Genomic DNA, 21248 nt, shown 5'->3' with positions numbered 1-21248 from the left:
ATGGCCAACTCGGAGGAGAAGCTCGTCACCGCGCTGCGGGCCTCGCTCAAGGAGAACGAGTGGCTGCGGGAGCAGAACCGCAAGCTGAACTCGACGCTGCGCGAGCCGATCGCCATCGTGGGCATGGCCTGCCGCTACCCCGGCGGGGTGCGGACCCCCGACGACCTGTGGGACCTCGTCGCCGCCGGCGGGGACGGGATCACCGGCTTCCCCACCGACCGCGGCTGGAACGTCGCGGAACTCTACGACCCCACGCCCGGCACGCCGGGGCGGTCGTACACCCGCGAGGGCGGCTTCCTGCACGACGCGGCCCAGTTCGACCCGGAGTTCTTCGGGATCAGCCCGCGCGAGGCGCTGACCATGGATCCGCAGCAGCGGCTGCTGCTGGAGACCTCGTGGGAGGCCTTCGAGAACGCGGGCATCGACCCGACCGGGCTGCGCGGCAGCGACACGGGCGTCTTCGCCGGGATGATGTACCACGACTACGCGGAGAACAACGCGACCGGCGCCATCGCCTCCGGCCGGGTGGCGTACACCTTCGGCCTGGAAGGGCCCGCCGTCACCGTCGACACCGCGTGCTCGTCGTCGCTGGTCGCCCTGCACCTGGCCGTGCAGGCCCTGCGCAACGGCGAGTGCTCGCTCGCGCTGGCCGGCGGGGTCACCGTGATGGCGACCCCGGAGACCTACGTCGCGTTCTCCAAGCAGCGCGGGCTGTCGCCGGACGGCCGGTGCAAGTCCTTCGCCGCCGCCGCCGACGGCACCGGCTTCGCCGAGGGCGTCGGCATGCTGATCGTGGAGCGGCTCTCCGACGCCCGGCGCAACGGGCACCCGGTGCTCGCCGTCGTCCGCGGGACGGCGGTCAACCAGGACGGCGCCTCCAACGGCCTGACCGCCCCGAACGGCCCGGCGCAGCAGCGCGTCATCCAGGCGGCGCTGGCCAACGCGCGGCTGTCGGCCAACCAGATCGACGTGGTCGAGGCGCACGGCACCGGCACCACCCTGGGCGACCCGATCGAGGCCCAGGCCATCCTCGCCACCTACGGCCAGGACCGGGACCGGCCGCTGTGGCTCGGCTCGGTCAAGTCCAACATCGGTCACACCCAGGCCGCCGCCGGCGTCGGCGGCATCATCAAGATGGTGCTCGCCATGCGGCACCGGCTGCTGCCGAAGACGCTGCACGTGGACGCCCCGAGCGACCAGGTCGACTGGACCGAGGGCTCGGTCGAGCTGCTGACCGAGGCCGTCGCCTGGCCCAGGGGCGCCGAGCCGTCCCGCGCCGGCGTCTCGTCGTTCGGCGTGAGCGGCACCAACTCCCACGTGATCATCGAGGAGCCGCCCGCGCAGGAGCCCGTGCCGCCCGCCGAGGCGGCGACCGGGCCCGTGCCCTGGGTGCTCTCCGGTCGTACGCCCGAGGCCCGCCGCGACCAGGCGGCCCGGCTGGCGGCCCACCTCGACCTGCACCCCGCCGCCCCGGCCGACGTCGCCGCCGCCCTGGCGACGCGCGCCCGGTTCGAGCACCGGGCGGTCGTGGTCGGCGCGGACCCCGCCGAGCTGCGGGCCGGCCTGGCCGCCGTCGCGGCGGACGAACCCGCGCCGACCGTCGCCACCGGCGCCGCGCCGGGCGACGAGCCCCGGGTCGTCTTCATGTTCCCCGGCCAGGGCTCGCAGTGGGCGGGGATGGCCGTCGAGCTGATGGACACCGCCGAGGTGTTCGCGGAGCGGATGGACGAGTGCGCGCGGGCCGTCGACGCGTTCACCGACTGGTCGCTGCTGGACGTCGTCCGGGGCGTGCCCGGCGCGCCGTCGCTCGACCGGGTGGACGTGGTGCAACCCGTGCTGTTCGCCGTGATGGTGTCGCTCGCGGAGCTGTGGCGGTCTTACGGCGTGCGGCCCGCCGCGGTGGTGGGGCACTCGCAGGGCGAGATCGCCGCCGCCGTCGTCGCCGGCGCGCTCAGCCTCGACGACGGCGCCCGCGTGGTCGCGCTGCGCAGCCGGGCGATCGCCGCCGGGCTGGCCGGGCGCGGCGGCATGGCCTCCGTGGCGGCGCCCCGGGCCGACGTGCAGGAGCGCCTCGCCCGGTGGGGCGAGCGGATCTCCGTCGCGGCGGTCAACGGTCCCGCCGCCACCGTCGTCTCCGGCGAGCCCGACGCCCTCGCCGAGCTGCTGGCCGCGTGCGAGGCCGACGGCGTGCGGATGCGGATGATCCCGGTGGACTACGCCTCGCACTCCGCGCAGGTCGAGGCCATCCGGGACGAGCTGCTGCACGTCCTCGCCGACGTCCGGCCGCGCAGCGCCGACGTGCCGCTGTACTCCACGCTCACCGGCGAGGTCGTCGACACCGCCACCCTCGACGCCGGGTACTGGTACGCGAACCTGCGCGGCACGGTCCGGTTCGAGGAGGCGATCGACCGCCTGCTCGCCGACGGGCACGACGTCCTCGTGGAGATCAGCCCCCACCCCGTGCTCGGCATGGGCGTACGCGAGATCCTGGACCGTGCCGACGCCCCGGCCGCGCTCGTCGCCTCGCTGCGGCGCGACGAGGGCGGCCTGTCGCGCTTCCTGCTCTCCCTGGCCGAGGCGTACGTCCGCGGGGTCGCCGTCGACTTCTCCCGGCACACCCGCGGCGTCCCGGCCCCGCTGCCGACGTACGCGTTCCAGCACCAGCGGTACTGGCAACTCGCGGCGGCGTCCGCCGTGGACGCCCGCGGCCTCGGCATCGACGTCGTCGGCCACCCGCTGCTCGGTGCCGCGCTCACCGTCCCGGAGCGGGACCTCGTCGTGCTCGCGGGCCGGATCAGCCTGGAGACGCACCCGTGGCTGGCCGACCACGCCGTCCTGGACACCGTCCTGCTGCCCGGCACGGCGCTGGTCGAGCTCGCCGTGCGGGCCGGCGACGAGGTCGGCTGCCCGGCCGTCGAGGAACTCGTCATCACCTCCCCGCTCGTCGTCCCGGCACACGGCGGGGTGGCCCTGCGGCTCACCGTGGAGGCACCGGACGAGCACGGCCGCCGCGCGCTCGGCGTCTACGGGCAGACCGACACCGAGGCGAAGATCGGCATGTGGACCCGGCACGCCACCGGTGTCCTCGCCGCCGCCACGGGAGCGGGGGAGCGCCTCACCGAGTGGCCGCCCGCCGACGCGTCGGCCGTCGACCTCGGTGACCTGTACGACCGGCTCGCCGGGCTCGGCCTTCAGTACGGCCCGGTGTTCCAGGGCCTGCGGGCGGCGTGGCGGCGGGGCGACGAGACGTTCGCCGAGGTGGCCCTGCCGCAGGGGATCGACGTCGACGGGTTCGGCCTGCATCCGGCGCTGTTCGACGTCGCCCTGCACGCCCTCGCCGCGGACGTCGGGGACGGCGCGGCGAAGCTGCCGTTCTCGTGGAACGGCGTGACGCTGCACGGGGCCGGCGCGACGAGCCTGCGCGTCCGGCTCACCAGGACGGGGGCGGACAGCGCGACCCTGCTCCTCGCGGACCACACGGGTGCCCCGGTGGCCACCGTGGCGGCGCTCACCGTACGCACGGTGGCCCCGCAGGCCCTCAAGGGACGCAGCGGCTTCGTCGAGTCGCTGTTCCGGCTGGAGCAGGCGCCGCTGACCGCCGGCCGGGGCGAGCGCGGCACCTGGCAGACGCTGGGCGGCACGGCGGTCTTCGACGCGCCGCCGGTGGCGCTGGCTGACGTGGCCGCCGACACGCTGTTCCTGCCGTGCTTCTCCGACGCGCCTGGCATCTCCGGGGTGTCCGACCTGACGGCGTACGCGCTGGGCACGATCCAGCGGTGGCTCGCCGATGCCCGGCAGGCCGAGACCCGGCTCGTCGTGGTGACCCGCCCGGACGACCTCGCCGGCGCGGCGGTGCACGGCCTGGTCCGCTCCGCGCAGGCGGAGAACCCGGGGCGGATCGTCCTGCTGGAGGCCGACGACACCGCCGACGAGCTGGTGGCGGCGGCGCTGGCGACGGGCGAGCCGGTGCTCACCGTCCGCGACGGCGTGGTGCGCGCGCCCCGCCTGGCCCGCGTGCCCGAGCAGGACGTCGCCGGGCCGGCGGTGTTCGGCCCGGACAGCCGGGTGCTCGTCACCGGTGGCACCGGCACCCTGGGCGGGCTGGTCGCCCGCCACCTGGTCACCGCGCACGGCGTACGCGACCTCGTGCTGACCAGCCGCCGCGGCCTCGCCGCCGCCGGCGCGGAGGAACTGCGCGACGAACTCACGGAGCTGGGCGCGACCGTGACGGTGCTGGCGTGCGACGTCGCGGACCGCGACCAGGTCGCGGCCCTGCTGGCGGCGCACCCGGTCACCGGCGTCGTGCACACCGCGGGCGTGATGGCCGACGCCACCATCGCCACGCTCACGCCGGAGCGGCTCGCCGAGGCGCTGCGCCCCAAGGTGGACGCGGCCTGGCACCTGCACGAGCTGGCCGGCGACGTCACCGCCTTCGTGCTGTTCTCCTCGGCGGCGGGCATCTTCGGCAGCCCCGGCCAGGGCGCCTACGCGGCGGCGAACGCGCTCCTCGACGCGCTCGCGGCGCGACGGCGGGCCGCGGGACTGCCCGCCCACTCGCTCGCCTGGGGGCTGTGGGCCGAGCGCAGCGAGATGACCGCCGAGGTGGGCGGCGCGCAGCTGAGCCGGATGGCCCGCAGCGGCATGAGCGAGCTGTCCAGCAAGGACGGCCTGGCGCTGTTCGACGCCGCGATCCGGACGGCCGACGCGCTGCTGGCGCCGGTGCCGGTGGACCTCGCCGCGTTCGGCCGGGACGACCGGGAACCGCCGGAGCTGCTGCGCGGCCTGGTCCGCGCCCCGGCCCGCCGGGCGGTGGGCGGCTCCTCGCTCGCCCAGCGGCTGGCCGAGGTGCCCGCCGAGCGCTGGACCGAGGTCGTGCTGGAGGCGGTGCTCACCCGGGTCGCGTCCGTCCTCGGCTACGCCCGGGCGGACCGGCTGCCGGCGGGTCGCCCCTTCAAGGAACTCGGCTTCGACTCGCTCACCGCGCTCGACCTGCGCAACCAGCTCGGCGTGGCGACCGGGCTGCGGCTGCCGGCGACCCTGGTCTTCGACTACCCGACGCCCGAGGCGCTGGCCGGGCACCTGGTGGAGCAGCTGGCCGGCGGGCGGACCGCGACGGCGGACGTCGCCGTGGCCCGGCACGACCACGAGCCGGTCGCGATCGTCGGCATGGCCTGCCGCTTCCCCGGCGACGTGCGCACCCCCGAGGACCTGTGGCGGCTGCTGGTCGGCGGCGGCGACGCCATCGGGCCGTTCCCCACCAACCGGGGATGGAACCTCGACGCGCTCTTCGACCCCGACCCGGACACGTCGGGCACCAGCTACGTCGACCAGGGCGGCTTCCTCCACGACGTGGCCCACTTCGACCCCGGCTTCTTCGGCATCTCCCCGCGCGAGGCGCTGGCGATGGACCCGCAGCAGCGGCTGCTGCTGGAGACCTCGTGGGAGGCGCTGGAGCGGGCCGGCATCGACCCGACCACGCTGCGCGGCAGCCGGACCGGCGTGTACGCGGGCGTCATGTACAACGACTACGGCACCGTGCTGAGCGCCTCCGCCGAGTCCGTCGACGGGTTCCTCTCCACCGGCAACTCCGGCGGCGTGATCTCGGGCCGGATCTCGTACACGTTCGGGCTGGAGGGCCCGGCGATGACCGTCGACACCGCCTGCTCGTCGTCGCTGGTCGCCCTGCACCTCGCCGTCTCCGCGCTGCGCAACGGGGAGTGCTCCCTCGCGCTCGCCGGCGGCGTGTCGGTGATGTCGACGCCGGGCACCTTCCTGGAGTTCTCCCGGCAGCGCAACCTGGCCCCCGACGGGCGGTGCAAGTCGTTCGCGGGCGCGGCCGACGGCACGTCGCTCTCCGAGGGCGTCGGCGTGCTGGTGGTCGAGCGGCTCTCCGACGCCCGGCGCCACGGGCACCCCGTACTGGCCGTGGTGCGCGGCTCGGCGGTGAACTCCGACGGCGCCTCCAACGGGCTCACCGCGCCCAACGGGCCGTCGCAGCAGCGGGTGATCCGGGCCGCCCTGGCGGACGCGCGGCTGTCCCCGTCCGACGTCGACGTGGTCGAGGCGCACGGCACCGGCACCACCCTGGGCGACCCGATCGAGGCGCAGGCCGTCCTCGCCACGTACGGGCAGGAACGGGCCGCGCCGGTGCTGCTGGGTTCGGTCAAGTCGAACCTCGGGCACACGCAGGCCGCCGCCGGCGTCGCCGGCATCATGAAGGTGGTGCTGGCGCTGCGGCACGGCGTGCTCCCGCCGACCCTGCACGTGGACGAGCCCTCGCCGCACGTGGACTGGTCCGCCGGCGCGGTACGCGTCGCCTCGGCCGCCACGCCGCTCACCGCCGCCGACCGTCCGGTGCGCGCCGCCGTGTCGTCCTTCGGCATCAGCGGCACCAACGCCCACGTCGTACTGGAGCAGGCCGACCCGGCGCCGCCGGCCGACGAGCCGGACGTGCCGTTCACGCCGTGGCTGCTCTCCGCGCGGACCGAGGAGGGGCTGCGGGAGCAGATCCCGCGGCTGCGCGCCCACGTCGCCGCCGACCCGACGCTGCGCCCGGTCGACGTCGCGTACACGCTCGCCACCGGGCGGGCCGGGTTCCCGCACCGCGCGGTGCTGCTCGACGACCAGGTGGTGACCGGCACGGTCGACGGCGGAAAGCTCGCGGTGCTCTTCACCGGTCAGGGGGCGCAGCGGGTCGGGATGGCGGGGGAGCTGATGGGCTTCCCGGTGTTCGCGGCGGCGTTCGACGAGGTGTGCGGTGCGTTGGACGAGCACCTGGAGCGGCCGTTGCGGGAGGTGCTGGGCACGGAAGAGGTGCACCAGACGGGGTGGGCGCAGCCGGCGTTGTTCGCGGTGGAGGTGGCGCTGTTCCGGTTGTTCGAGTCGTGGGGTGTGCGGCCGGACTTCGTGGCGGGGCACTCGATCGGTGAGCTGGCGGCGGCGCACGTGGCGGGCGTCTGGTCGCTCGCCGACGCGGCGCGGGTCGTCGCGGCGCGGGGCCGGCTGATGCAGGCGCTGCCCACCGGCGGCGCGATGGTGGCCGTACGCGCCACCGAGGACGAGGTCGTGCCGCTGCTGCCGCCCACGGTCGCCGTCGCCGCGGTGAACGGGCCGGAGTCGGTGGTGCTCTCCGGCGACGAGACCGCCACCCTCGCCGTGGCCGAACAGCTGTCGGGCAAGGGCCGCAGGGCGCGGCGGCTGACCGTGTCGCACGCGTTCCACTCGCCGCTGATGGACCCCATGCTCGACGAGTACCGCGCGGTCGTGGCCCAGGTGGACTGCCGGGAGCCGGCCGTCGCGCTGGTCTCGACGGTGACCGGCGAGCCCACCATCCTCGACACCGACCACTGGGTGCGGCAGGTGCGCGAGCCTGTCCGGTTCGCCGACGCGGTCGCCACGCTGGCCGCGTCCGGGGCCACCACCTTCCTCGAGATCGGGCCCGACGCGGTGCTGACCGCGCTCGGCCGGAACGTGGCCGAGGGCGAGTGGATCCCGGTGTGCCGCAAGGGCCGCGCCGAGCCGGAGACCGTGGCCACCGCGTTGGCCCGGCTCGCGGTGCGCGGCACCACCATCGACTGGCCCTCGGTGGTGCCGGGGCGGACCGTGGAGCTGCCCACGTCCGTGTTCCAGCACCAGCCGTACTGGCCGCGGGCGGGCGCCGGCACCGGCGACGCGAGCGGGCTGGGCCAGACGCGGGCGAACCACCCGCTGCTGGGCGCGGCGGTCGAGCTGCCCGACGGCGGCGCGGTGTTCACCGGCCGGCTCGCGCTGACCACCCACCCGTGGTTGGCCGACCACGCGGTGGCGGACCTGGTGCTGCTGCCCGGTACGGCGCTGGTCGAGCTGGCGGCCCACACCGGCCGCGAGGTCGGCTGCCCGCGCGTCGAGGAGCTGACGTTGGAGGCGCCGCTGGTGCTGCCGGACTCCGGCGGCGTGCAGGTGCGCGTGACGGTGGGCGAACCGGCGCCGGACGGCGGCCGGGAGGTGGGCGTCCACTCGCGGATCGAGGACGGAGACGGGTGGACCACCCACGCGGTGGGCCGGCTGACCCCTGCCGGGGCCGCCGGCGCCGACCTGCGGGCCTGGCCGCCGGACGCGGAGCCGGTCGACGTCGCCACGGCGTACGACGACCTGTTCGCGCGCGGCCTGCGCTACGGCCCGGTCTTCCAGGGCCTGACCGCGGCGTGGCGGCGCGGCGACGAGGTGTTCGCGGAGATCACCCTGCCCGAGCAGGCCCACGACGACGCCGGCCGCTTCGGCCTGCACCCGGCGCTGCTGGACGCCGTCCTGCACGCGGTGGCGTCGACCGGCGACGGCGACCCGGTGCTGCCGTTCTCGTGGCGCGGCTTCACCGTGCACGCGGCGGGCGCCAACCGGCTGCGGGCCCGGATCGTGCCGGGCGACGGCACGGCGGCCATCACCCTGGCCGACGCGACCGGCGCCCCGGTGGCCTCGGTCGAGGCGCTGGCGGTACGGCCGGTGTCGCCCGAACAGCTGGCGGCGCTGCGCCGCGACCGGCACGAGTCGCTGCTGCGCCTGGACTGGACGCCGCTGACCGCCTCGCCCCGGCCGCGCACCGTCGCGGTGCTCGGGGAGCGGATCGACGGCCTCGATGCGACCGCGTACCCGGACCTGGCGGCCCTCGCCGCCGCCGTCGACGCCGGCGCCGCGGTGCCCGACGTGGTGGTGGCGCGGTGCGCCCCGGACCGGGGCGTCGCGGAGGACGCGCGGGCCCGCGCGGCCACCCACCAGGTCCTCGCCCTGGCGCAGCAGTGGCTCGCCGACGAGCGGTTCGCCGCCGCCCGCCTCGCCGTCCTGACCGGTGGCGCGGTGGCCACCCGTCCCGACGGCGACATCACCGACCTCGCCGGGGCGGCTGCCTGGGGCCTGGTGCGGTCCGCGCAGTCCGAACACGGCGACCGGTTCGTCCTGGTCGACGTCGACGACCGGGGCACCGGGGCCGGCCTGTCGGCCGCGCTCGGCTCCGACGAGCCGCAGCTCGCCGTCCGCGGCGCCGAGGTGCTGGTGCCCCGCCTGGCGCGGGCCGGCGCCACCGACGAGACCGCCGCGATCGCCTTCGAGGGGACCGTCCTGGTCACCGGCGCCACCGGCGCGCTCGGTGGGCTCGTCGCCCGGCACCTGGTCACCCGGCACGGGGTCCGCGAGCTGGTGCTGGTCAGCCGCACCGGCCCCGCCGCCGAGGGCGCGGCCGAGCTGCGCGACGAACTCGTCGCCCTGGGGGCCGAGGTCACCGTCGCCGCGTGCGACGTCGCCGACCGGCACGCGCTCGCCGCGCTGCTCGCGGCGCACCCGGTGCGCGGGGTGGTGCACACGGCCGGCGTCGTCGACGACGCCGTCATCACCTCGCTCACCCCGGACCGGATCGACCCGGTGCTGCGGCCCAAGGTCGACGCCGCGACGAACCTGCACGAGCTGACCCGGGACCTGACCGCGTTCGTGCTGTTCTCGTCGGCCTCCGGGGTGCTCGGCGGGCCGGGCCAGGGCAACTACGCCGCCGGCAACGCCTACCTGGACGCGCTCGCCCAGCACCGGCGGGCGAACGGCCTGCCGGCCGTGTCGCTGGCCTGGGGCCGCTGGGAGCAGGCGGGCATGGCGGAGCAGCTGACCGAGGCCGACCTGCGGCGCATGTCGCGCTCCGGCGTCGGCGCGCTCGCCGTCGAGGAGGCGCTGGCCCTGTTCGACGCGGCGCTGCACACCGGGGGCATGGTGGCGCCCATCAAGCTCGACCACCGGGCCCTGCGGGAACGCGCCGTCGCGGGCATGGTGCCGCCGGTGCTGCGCGGCCTGGTCCGGGTGCCCGCCAGGCGGGCGGCCGACACCGACGCGGGAGCGGCCGACGCGCTGCGGCAGCGGCTCGCGGGCCGGGACGCCGAGGAGGTCGAGGCCGTCCTGCTCGACCTGGTGCGTACCCAGGTGGCGGGTGTGCTGGCCTACCCGGACCCGGGCGCGGTCGCCGCCGACCGGCCGTTCAACGAGCTCGGCTTCGACTCGCTCACCGCGGTCGAGCTGCGCAACCGGGTGAACGCGGCGACCGGGCTGCGGCTGCCCGCGACGCTGGTGTTCGACCACCCGACGTCGAAGGCCCTGGCCGCGTACCTGCGGGCCGAACTCTCCGGCGAGGCGGGCGACACCAACGCGGTGCTGGCCGCGTTCGCCGAACTCGACCGCCTCGAGGCGGTCCTGTCGGACGTCGACGAGCAGTCCCGTACACGGCTGTCGCTGCGGCTGCGCGACGTGCTCTCGAAGCTGGGCGGCGAGCCCGCGTCCACCGGCAACGACATCGAATCCGCGACCGACGACGAGGTCTTCGCTCTCATCGACAGCGAACTCGGGATCTCATGACAGTGCGAGGAGGGCGACCCTAGTGGCCAACGAGGACAAGCTCCGGGACTACCTGAAGCGGGTCACGGTCGACCTGCAGAAGACCCGGCAGCGCCTGCACGAGGTGGAGGCGTCCGCGCACGAGCCGGTCGCGATCGTCGGCATGGCCTGCCGCTACCCCGGAGGCGTGGCGAGTCCCGAGGACCTGTGGCGGCTGGTGGAGTCCGGGACCGACGCCACCGGCGCGTTCCCGACCGACCGCGGCTGGGACCTGGAGTCGCTGTACGACCCCCAGTCGCTGCGGGAGGGCACCTCCTACACCTCGCGCGGCGGCTTCCTGTACGACGCGGCCGACTTCGACCCGACGTTCTTCGGCATCAGCCCCCGCGAGGCGGTCGGCCTGGACCCCCAGCAGCGGCTGCTGCTGGAGGTCGCGTGGGAGACCCTGGAGCGCGCCGGCATCGACCCGACCTCGCTTGCCGGCAGCCCGACCGGCGTGTTCACCGGCCTGATGTACCACGACTACCTGGGCAGCAACAGCTCCGGCAGCGTGGTCTCCGGCCGGGTCGCCTACACCCTGGGGCTGGAGGGGCCGGCGGTCACCGTCGACACCGCCTGCTCGTCGTCGCTCGTGGCGCTGCACCTGGCGATCCAGGCGCTGCGTCGGGGCGACTGCACGCTCGCGCTCGTCGGCGGCGTCTCGGTCATGGCGACGCCGCTGACCTTCGTCGAGTTCTCCCGCCAGCGCGGCCTGTCGCCGGACGGGCGGTGCCGCTCGTACTCGGCGGACGCCGACGGCACCGGGTTCGCCGAGGGCGTCGGCGTGCTGCTCGTGGAGCGGCTGTCGGACGCGCTCGAGCACGGTCACCGCGTCCTGGCGGTCGTACGGGGCTCCGCGGTCAACCAGGACGGCGCGTCGAACGGGCTGACCGCGCCGAACGGGCCGTCGCAGCAGCGGGTCATCGAGGCCGCCCTGGTCGACGCGGGCCTGTCGACGCGCCAGGTCGACGTGGTCGAGGGGCACGGCACCGGTACGACCCTCGGCGACCCGATCGAGGCGCAGGCGCTGCTCGCCACGTACGGCCAGGACCGGGAGGACCCGCTCTGGCTCGGCTCGGTGAAGTCGAACATCGGCCACACCCAGGCCGCCGCCGGGGTCGCCGGGGTCATCAAGATGGTGGAGGCGATCCGGCGCGGCGTCCTGCCCGCGACGCTGCACGCCGAGCAGCCGTCGGACCAGGTGGACTGGACGGCCGGCAACGTCCGGCTGCTGACCGCCGCCACGCCGTGGCCGCGTACCGGGCAGCCGCGCCGGGCCGCCGTCTCGTCGTTCGGGTTCAGCGGCACCAACGCCCACGTGATCGTGGAGCAGGCGCCGGCCGCCGCCGCGCCCGAGCCGGCCGCCGCGCCGGTGACGTCGCTGCTGCTCACCGCCCGCGACGCCAACGCGCTGCGGGACCAGGCACGGCGGCTCTCCGCCGTGGTGTCGCAGGTGGAGCCGGCCGAGCTGGGCTACGCCCTGGCCACCACCCGGTCCCGCTTCCCGCACCGGGCCGCGGTGCTCGGCGGCACCGCCGAGGAACTGGCCGCCGGCCTGGCCGCGCTGGCCCGCGACGAGCAGGCCGCCAACCTGGTCCGCGGCCGGGCGACGGACGGCCGGGTCGGGATGCTCTTCTCCGGGCAGGGCGCGCAGCGTCTCGGGATGGGGCGCGGGCTGTACGCGGCGTACCCGGAGTTCGCGGCGGCGTTCGACGAGGTGTGCGCCGCCCTGGACCCGCACCTGGACCGGCCGCTGCGCGAGGTCCTCGACACCGAGGACCTGCACCGCACCGGCTGGACCCAGCCCGCCCTGTTCGCCGTCGAGGTGGCCCTGTACCGGCTCGTCCGGTCCTGGGGCGTCACCCCCTCGGTCCTGGCCGGGCACTCGATCGGCGAACTGGCCGCCGCGCACGTCGCGGGGGTGTTCCCGCTCGCCGACGCGGCCCGCCTGGTCGCGGCCCGGGGCCGGCTGATGCAGGCCCTGCCGGCGGGCGGGGCGATGCTGGCCGTGCAGGCCACCGAGGACGAGGTCGCGCCGCTGCTCGGCGCGGACGCCGACATCGCCGCCGTCAACGGCCCGGACTCGGTGGTCGTCTCGGGCACCGAGGAGGCGGTGGCGGCGGTGGCCGCGCGGTTCGCCGACCGGCGCACCCGGCGGCTGACCGTGTCGCACGCATTCCACTCGCCCCTGATGGACCCGATGCTCGCGGAGTTCCGGGCGGTGGCCGAGACGATCTCGTACGCGCCGCCGAGCGTCCCGCTGGTCTCCACGGTCACCGGCGCGCCGGCGGGCGACGAACTGGCGACGCCGGAGTACTGGGTCGGGCAGGTCCGCGCGACCGTGCGCTTCGCGGACGCGGTACGCGCCGCCGCCGCGACCGGCGTCACGACGTTCCTCGAACTGGGCCCGGACTCGGTGCTCGCCACCATGGCGGCCGACTGCCTGGACGGCGACGTGCTGGCCACGCCGGTGCTGCGCCGGGACCGCGACGAGCCGCCTGCCCTGGTGGAGGCGCTGGCGCGGCTGGAGACCGGGGGCGTCAGGATCGACCCGGAGGCGTTCTACCACCGGTCCGGGCCGTCCTGGGTCGACCTGCCGACGTACGCCTTCCAGCACGAGCGCTTCTGGCAGGACAGCGTCGAGCCGGCCACCGCGGGCGGGACCGGCGACGACGACGGCCTGTGGGCGGCGGTGGACAGCGGTGACCTCGACACGGTGGTCACCACGCTCGACGTGGACCCGCAGGCGCCCCTGGCGTCGGTGCTGCCCGCGCTCTCCGCGTGGCGCCGGGGCCGGCAGGAGCGGTCCGCGCTGGACGGCTGGCGTTACCAGGCGCGGTGGGAGCGCCGCCCCGGCGGCACGCCGGCGGCGCTGACCGGCACCTGGCTGCTGGTGGTCGCCGACCCGGCGGCGCCGGGCGACGCGGACGCAGCGGTGGCCGACGCGCTCGCCGCGCACGGCGCCACGGTCGTCACCACCGGCCCGGCGGACCTGGCCGGCCACCTCGACGCAGGTCCGGCCGGCGTGGTCTCCCTCCTCGCGCTCGACGAGGCGTTCCTGCCCGGGCACCCCGGCGTCCCGGCGGGCGCCGCGGCCACCCTCGACCTGATCCGTACGCTCGCCGGGCGGGGCGTCGCGCTGTGGTGCCTCACCCGTGGGGCCGTCACCACCTCCCCGGCCGACCCGGTGACCGGCGTCGCGCAGTCGCAGGTGTGGGGCCTCGGCCGGGTCGCCGCGCTGGAGCTGCCCGACACCTGGGGCGGCCTGGTCGACCTGCCCGCCGAGCTGGACGGGCGCTGCGCCGCCGCGCTGGCCGGCGTGCTCGCCGGCATCGGGGAGGACCAGGTCGCGGTGCGCCCGGACGGGGTGTTCGTCCGCCGGCTGCACCGCGCGCCGGTCACCGGCAACCCGCGCTGGCGCGGCGCGTCCGGCACCGTGCTGGTCACCGGCGGCACCGGCACCCTCGGCATCGAGGTCGCCCGGCTGTACGCGCGGCACGGCGCCGAGCGGCTCGTCCTGCTGAGCCGGCGCGGCACCGCCCCCGCCGAGGCGCTCGACGAGCTGCGCGGGCTGGGCCCGGAGGTCGACGTCGTGGCCTGCGACGTGGCCGACCGGGCGGCCCTGGAGGCGGTGGTCGACCGCTACCCCGACGTGCGCGCCGTGGTGCACGTGGCGGGGCTGGCCCAGCTCACCGGCATCGTGGACATGGACCTCGCCGAGTTCACCAACGTCGTCTCCGCGAAGGTCGCCGGCGCCGCCAACCTCGACGCGATCTTCGCCGAGCGGGACCTCGACGAGTTCGTGCTCTTCTCCTCCGTGGCCGGCGTCTGGGGCAGCGGCGGCCAGGCCGCCTACGCCGCCGGCAACGCCCACCTGTGCGCCCTCGCCGAGGCCCGGCGTGGCCGGGGACAGCCGGCCACCGCCCTCGCCTGGGGCCCGTGGGCCGAGAGCACGCTTGTGGACGACGAGATCTCGGCCTCGCTGCGCAAGCGGGGCCTGGCGCCGATGGCGCCGGAGCGCGCCGTCGCGGCCATGCGTACCGCCCTGGCGGCCGGCGACACGGACGTGCTGCTCGCCGACGTGGACTGGGCCACCTTCGTGCCGTCGTTCACCGCGCTGCGGCCGAGCCGGCTGTTCGACACGATTCCCGAGGCGGTCGCCGACGAGGAGCCGACCGACGCGTCCACCTCGTCGGACTTCGCCCGCCGCCTCGCCGACCTGCCGGAGGCGGAGCGCCTCGACCACGTCGTCGGGCTGGTCCGCACCCAGGTCGCGCTCACGCTCGGCTACGCGGGCCCGGAGGCGGTCGAACCGGCCTCGGCGTTCAAGGAACTGGGCTTCGACTCGGTCACCGCCGTGGAGTTCCGCAACCGGATGGTCGAGGCCACCGGCGTACGGCTCTCCGCGGCCGTCGCCTTCGACTACCCGACCCCGGTCGCGCTGGCCGAGCACCTGCTGGAGACCGGTCGCACCGAGGTGGTCGTCGGCACCGTCGCCGCCGACGAGCCGATCGCCATCGTCGGCATGAGCTGCCGCTTCCCCGGTGGTGTCAGCTCGCCGGAGGAGCTGTGGACGCTGCTGCGCGAGGGTCGCGACGGCATCGGCCCGTTCCCCACCGACCGCGGCTGGGACCTCGACGGCCTCTTCCACCCCGACCCGGAGCACTCCGGGACCAGCTACGTCCGCGAGGGCGGTTTCCTCGCCGACCTGCCGGGCTTCGACGCGGCCTTCTTCGGCATCAGCCCCCGCGAGGCCGAGGCCATGGACCCGCAGCAGCGGCTGGTGCTGGAGGCGTCCTGGGCGGCCTTCGAGGACGCCGGCATCGACCCGACCACGCTGCGCGGCAGCGCGACCGGGGTGTACGTCGGCGCCAACAACATCGACTACGCCCGGATCACCGGCGCGGCCGGGGCGAGCGCGGAAGGCTTCATGGCCACCGGCAACGCCGCGAGCATCATGTCCGGTCGCCTCTCGTACGTGCTGGGGCTGGAGGGCCCGGCCGTGACGGTGGACACCGCCTGCTCGTCGTCGCTGGTGGCGATGCACCTGGCGGTGCGGGCGCTGCGCTCGGGCGAGTGCGCGATGGCGGTCGCGGGCGGCGTGACCGCCATGTCGACGCCGGGCGCGTTCCTGGAGTTCAGCCGGATGCGCGGGCTCGCCCCGGACGGGCGCTGCAAGGCGTTCGCGGCCGGCGCGGACGGCACCAACTGGGGCGAGGGCATCGGCGTGGTCGTGCTGGAGCGGCTCTCCGACGCCCTCGCCGCCGGCCACGAGGTGCTCGCCGTGGTACGCGGGACCGCCGTCAACCAGGACGGCGCGTCCAACGGGCTGACCGCGCCCAACGGACCGGCGCAGCAGCGGGTCATCCGGCAGGCGCTCGCCGACGCCGGACTCTCCACCGCCGACGTGGACGTGGTGGAGGCGCACGGTACCGGCACGACGCTGGGCGACCCCATCGAGGTCGACGCGCTGTTCGCCACGTACGGCCGGGACCGCGCCGGGGACCGGCCGCTCTGGCTGGGCTCGGTGAAGTCGAACATCGGGCACACCCAGGCCGCCGCCGGCGTCGCCGGGGTGATCAAGATGGTGCTCGCGTTGCGGCACGGCGAGCTGCCCCGGACCCTGCACGTGGACGAGCCGACGGCGCACGTCGACTGGTCGGGCGGGGTGCGGCTGCTGGCCGAACCGCAGCCGTGGCGGCGCAACGGCCACCCGCGTCGCGGCGGCGTCTCGTCGTTCGGGTTCAGCGGCACCAACGCCCACCTCGTCATCGAGGAGGCCCCGGAGGCGCCCGAGGCCGAGCGGTCGTACGACGACGGGCCGGTCGCGCTCGTGCTCTCCGCCCGCTCGGACGGCGCGCTGCGCCGGCAGGCCACCGACCTCGAGCCGCTCCTGGCCGAGGTGGCGCCCCGCGACCTGGCGTACTCGCTCTCCCTGCGGGCCACCCACCCGCGCCGGGCAGTCGTGGTGGGCGGGCCCGACGAGCTGCGCGCCGGCCTCGCCGCGCTCGCGGCGGGGGAACCCGCGCCGAACCTGGCCACCGGGGTCGCCGCCGGCACGCCGGGGAAGGTGGCCTTCTCCTTCCCCGGGCAGGGCTCGCAGTGGATCGGCATGGCCGTGGAGCTGCTCGACGCCTCCCCGGTGTTCGCCGCGCGGATGGCCGAGTGCGAGGCGGCGCTGGCGCCGCACGTCGACTGGTCCCTGGAGGCCGTCCTGCGGCGGGGGGAGGAGCTGGACCGGGTGGACGTCGTCCAGCCCGTCCTGTTCGCCGTCATGGTGTCGCTCGCGGCGCTGTGGCGCTCCCACGGGGTCGAGCCCGCCGCCGTGGTGGGGCACTCCCAGGGCGAGATCGCCGCCGCCTGCGTGGCGGGCGCGCTCTCCGTGGCGGACGCGGCCAGGGTCGTCGCCCTGCGCAGCCGGGCGCTGCTGCGCCTGTCCGGCAAGGGCGGCATGGTCTCCGTGCCGCTGCCGGTGGCCGAGGTGCGGGAGCGGCTGGAGCGCTTCGCCGGCCGGGTGACCGTGGCGACCGTCAACGGGCCGCGCTCGACGGTGGCGGCCGGCGAGCTGGACGCCCTCGACGAGCTGCTGGCCGAGTGCCAGCGCGACGGCGTGCGCGCCAAGCGCATCGACGTGGACTACGCGTCGCACTCGGCGTACGTGGAGGAGCTGCACGAGGAGCTGCGCGACGTGCTGGCCGGGCTGGAGCCCCGCCGGCCCGAGGTGCCGCTCTACTCGACGGTGGACGACCGCTGGCTGGACGACATCGCGATGGACGCCGAGTACTGGTACCGCAACCTGCGCCAGACCGTGTGGTACGAGCCCGCCATCCGGGCCCTGCTCGACGCGGGCGTCACCACGATCGTCGAGGTCAGCCCGCACCCGGTGCTGACCATCGGCGTGCAGGACGTCATCGACGACGCGGAGGCCGCCGCCACCGTGGTCGGCTCGCTGCGCCGCGACGAGGGGGGCCTGGCCCGCTTCCTGCTCTCCCTGGGCGAGGCGCACGTGCACGGCGTGCACCCCACGTGGGGGGTCGAGGGCGCGCGGCGGGTCCGGCTGCCCGGCTACCCGTTCCAGCACGAGCGGTACTGGCCGGCCGTCGGCACGGCCACCGCCGACGCGGCCGGGCTGGGGCTCGCCGCCACCGAGCATCCGCTGCTCGGCGCGGCGGTCGCGCTGGCCGACACCGACGGCCTGCTGTTCACCGGCCGCATCTCGGTGGCCGCGCACCCGTGGCTGGCCGACCACCGCGTCGGCGGGCAGGTGTTCGTGCCCGGGACCGCGCTCGTGGACCTCGCGGCCCGCGCGGGCGACGAGGTGGACTGCGGGCGGGTCGAGGAGCTGACCCTGACCGCGCCCCTGGTCCTGCCCGACAAGGGCGGGGTCCAGGTGCAGATGCGCGTCGGCGCGCCCGACGGGAACGGGCAGCGGCAGCTGACCGTCCACTCCCGGCCGGACGGGGTCGCCACCGACGCGGCGCCGTGGGTGCGCAACGGCGTGGGCCTGCTCGCCCCCGCGGAGCCGGCGGGCGGTTTCGACACCGCGTGGCCGCCGGCGGCCGAGCCCGTCGCGTCCGACGAGCTGTACGCCACCCTGGCCGCGGCCGGTCTCACGTACGGCCCGACGTTCCAGGGCGTACGCCGGGTGTGGCGGCAGGGCGAGGAGATCTTCGCCGAGGTGGCCCTGCCGGCGGAGGCCGCCCGGACGGCGGCCGGGTTCGGCCTGCACCCGGCGCTGCTCGACGCCGCCCTGCACCCGCTCGCGCTCGTCACCAGCGGCACCGAGGCGCTGCTGCCGTTCGAGTGGAGCGGCGTGACCGTGCACGCCGTCGGCGCGACGGAGTTGCGCGTCCGGCTGCGTCCGCGCGGCCGGAACACCGTCGCGGTGACCGTCGCCGACCAGAGCAACACCGTGGTCGCCGAGGTCGAGTCGCTGGTGCTGCGGGAGGCCACCGCCCCCGCGCAGCCGAGCACGCACCACGACGCCCTGTTCCGCCTGGAGTGGACCCCGGTCGCCGCGCCGACGGCCGCGCCGGACGTCCGCTGGGCGGCCCTCGGCGGGTGCACCCTGCCGCAGAACGCCGGCCTCGTCACCGACACCTACCCGGACCTGGCGACGCTGCGGGCCCGGGTGGCCGACGGCGCGCCGACGCCCGCCCTGGTCGTGCTGCCCTGCGCGGCCGGCGCGGCCGACGACCCCGCCGGGGCGGCCCACCGGGTCGTGCACGACACCCTCGCGGTGCTGCGCGAGTGGCTCGCCGACGAGCGGTTCGCCGACGCCCGGCTGGTCGTCGTCACCCGGGACGCGGTGAGCGTGCGGGAGGCGGCCCCCGACCTGGCCAGCTCGCCGGTGTGGGGCCTGCTCCGGTCGGCCCAGAGCGAGCACCCGGACCGCTTCGTCCTGCTCGACGTCGACGACCGGGAGCCGCACCGGGCGCTCGCGGCGGCGGCCGCGGCCGACGAGCCGCAGCTCGCCGTCCGCGACGGCGTCCTGCTGGCACCACGGCTCGCCCGCGCCGCGGGCGGCTCCGCGCTGGCGGCGCCGCCGGCCGGGCGCTGGCGGCTGGACGTCACCGAACGCGGCACGCTGGACAACCTCGCGCTGCTGCCCGAGACGGAGGAGCCGCGCCCGCTGGGTGCGGGCCAGGTGCGCATCGCGATGCGGGCCGCCGGCCTGAACTTCCGGGACGTGCTGATCGCCCTCGACATGTACCCCGGGGGCGGCGTGATGGGCGGCGAGGGGGCGGGCGTGGTCGTCGAGACCGCGCCGGACGTGACCGGCGTCGCGGTCGGCGACCGGGTCATGGGCCTGTTCTACGGCGCCTTCGGCACCGAGGTGGTCACCGACGCGCGGATGGTCGTGCCGGTGCCGTCGGGCTGGTCGTTCGCCACGGCGGCGTCGACGCCGATCGCGTTCTGCACCGCCTACTACGCGCTCGTCGACCTGGCGCAGGTGAAGCCGGGGGAGCGGGTGCTGGTGCACGCCGCCGCCGGTGGCGTCGGCATGGCGGCGGTCCGGCTCGCCCGGCACCTCGGCGCGGAGGTGTACGGCACCGCCAGCACCGGCAAGTGGGACGCGCTGCGCGGGATGGGGCTGCCGGACACGCACATCGGCAACTCCCGCACGCTGGAGTTCGAGGAGCGCTTCGGCGCGGCCGGCATCGACGTGGTGATCGACTCGCTGGCGAAGGAGTTCGTCGACGCCTCGCTGCGCCTGCTCGGCGCGGGCGGCCGGTTCGTCGAGATGGGCAAGACCGACGTGCGGGACCCGGACCGGGTCGCCGCCGACCACTCGGGCGTCGCCTACCAGGCGTTCGACCTGCTCGCCATCGACCCGGACCGGGTCGGCGCGATCCTGCGCGACGTGGTCGCCCTGTTCGGGACGGGCGACCTCACGCCGCTGCCGGTGCGGCCGTACGACATCCGTCGCGCCCCGGAGGCGTTCCGGTTCATGTCCAAGGCCCGGCACGTCGGCAAGCTCGTGCTCACCGCGCCGCCCCGGCGGGACCCCGACGGCACGGTGCTCGTCACGGGCGGCACCGGCACCCTCGGCGGTCTGCTGGCGCGGCACCTGGTGACCCGGCGGGGGGTGCGGCACCTCCTGCTGACCAGCCGTCGTGGCCCGGACGCGCCGGGGGCCGCCGAGCTGGTGGCCGAGCTGACCTCGTACGGCGCGCAGGTCACCGTCGCGGCGTGCGACGCGGCGGACCGCGCGGCGCTGGCCGGGACCCTGGCCCGGGTGCCCGCCGCGCACCCGCTGACCGCCGTGGTGCACACGGCGGGCGTCCTCGACGACGGCCTGGTGGCCGCGCTGACCCCGGAGCAGGTCGAGGCGGTGCTGCGGCCCAAGGTCGACGCGGCGGTCAACCTGCACGAGCTGACCCTGGGCGCCGAGCTGGCCGAGTTCGTCGTGTTCTCCGCGGCGGCCGGCACGATGGGCGGCCCCGGGCAGGGCAACTACGCGGCGGCGAACACCTTCCTGGACGCGCTCGTGGCGCGGCGCCGGGCGGCCGGGCTGCCCGCCCGTTCGCTCGCCTGGGGCCTGTGGAGCGAGGCGAGCGGGATGACCGCGCACCTCGACGCCAACGACCGCGCCCGGATGGCCCGCGTCGGGCTGCTGGAGCTGTCCGTGGAACAGGGCATGGCGCTCTACGACGCGGCGGAGCTGATCGACGAGCCGCTGCTGGTGCCCATGCCGGTGGACCCGGCGGCGCTGCGCGAGCTGGGCCGGGCGGGCGTGCTGCCCGCGCTGCTGCGTGGCCTGGTGCGGGGCCCGTCCCGACGGGCGGTGGAGCAGTCGACGCAGTCGCCCGGCGCCCTGCGGGATCTCCTGGCGAGCCAGAGCGGCCCGCAGCGGCGGCACACCGCGCTGGAGTTCGTCAAGGCGCAGGCCGCCGCCGTGCTCGGGCACGCCGGGGCGGGCGCGGTGGACCCCGACCGGCCGTTCACCGAGCTGGGCTTCGACTCGCTGACCGCGGTCGAGTTCCGCAACCGGCTGAAGGCGGCCACCGGCCTGAAGCTCTCCGCCACCATGGTGTTCGACCATCCGACCGCCGCGGCGCTCACGGACCATCTGCTGGCCGGGCTGGCCCCGGCCGAGGTGGACCCGGCCGCGGGGCTGTTGGCCGAGCTGGACCGGCTGGAACGCTCGTTCGCCCAGGCCGGCGCGGCTGGCCTGGAGGACGCGGTCAAGGCACGGATTACCGAACGGTTGCACGCGGTGATGTCGAATTGGCGTGGCAGGTCCGACGTGGACGCCGAACCCGACGGACCGGACGTGGGCCTGGTGCTGAAGACCGCCTCCGCCGACGAGCTGTTGCGGTTCATCGACGACGAACTCGGCGCCGCCTGAACCGCACGCGCTGAGG

The 21248-nt window shown here is 76.4% G+C and carries 1 protein-coding gene and 1 pseudogene; both read left to right on the top strand.

What is annotated here, in order from left to right; genetic code table 11:
* Positions 1 to 10362, top strand: coding sequence for a type I polyketide synthase (locus DER29_RS04960; RefSeq protein WP_121396246.1), 10362 nt, complete (start codon positions 1 to 3; stop codon positions 10360 to 10362).
* Positions 10363 to 10372: 10 nt separating this feature from the next.
* Positions 10373 to 21232, top strand: a pseudogene (locus DER29_RS35070) (type I polyketide synthase); the annotation flags it as partial.
* Positions 21233 to 21248: the final 16 nt, after the last annotated feature.

It is taken from the genome of Micromonospora sp. M71_S20, from assembly GCF_003664255.1.
GTDB lineage: Bacteria > Actinomycetota > Actinomycetes > Mycobacteriales > Micromonosporaceae > Micromonospora.
This window is presented reverse-complemented; position numbering and strand designations above follow the sequence as displayed.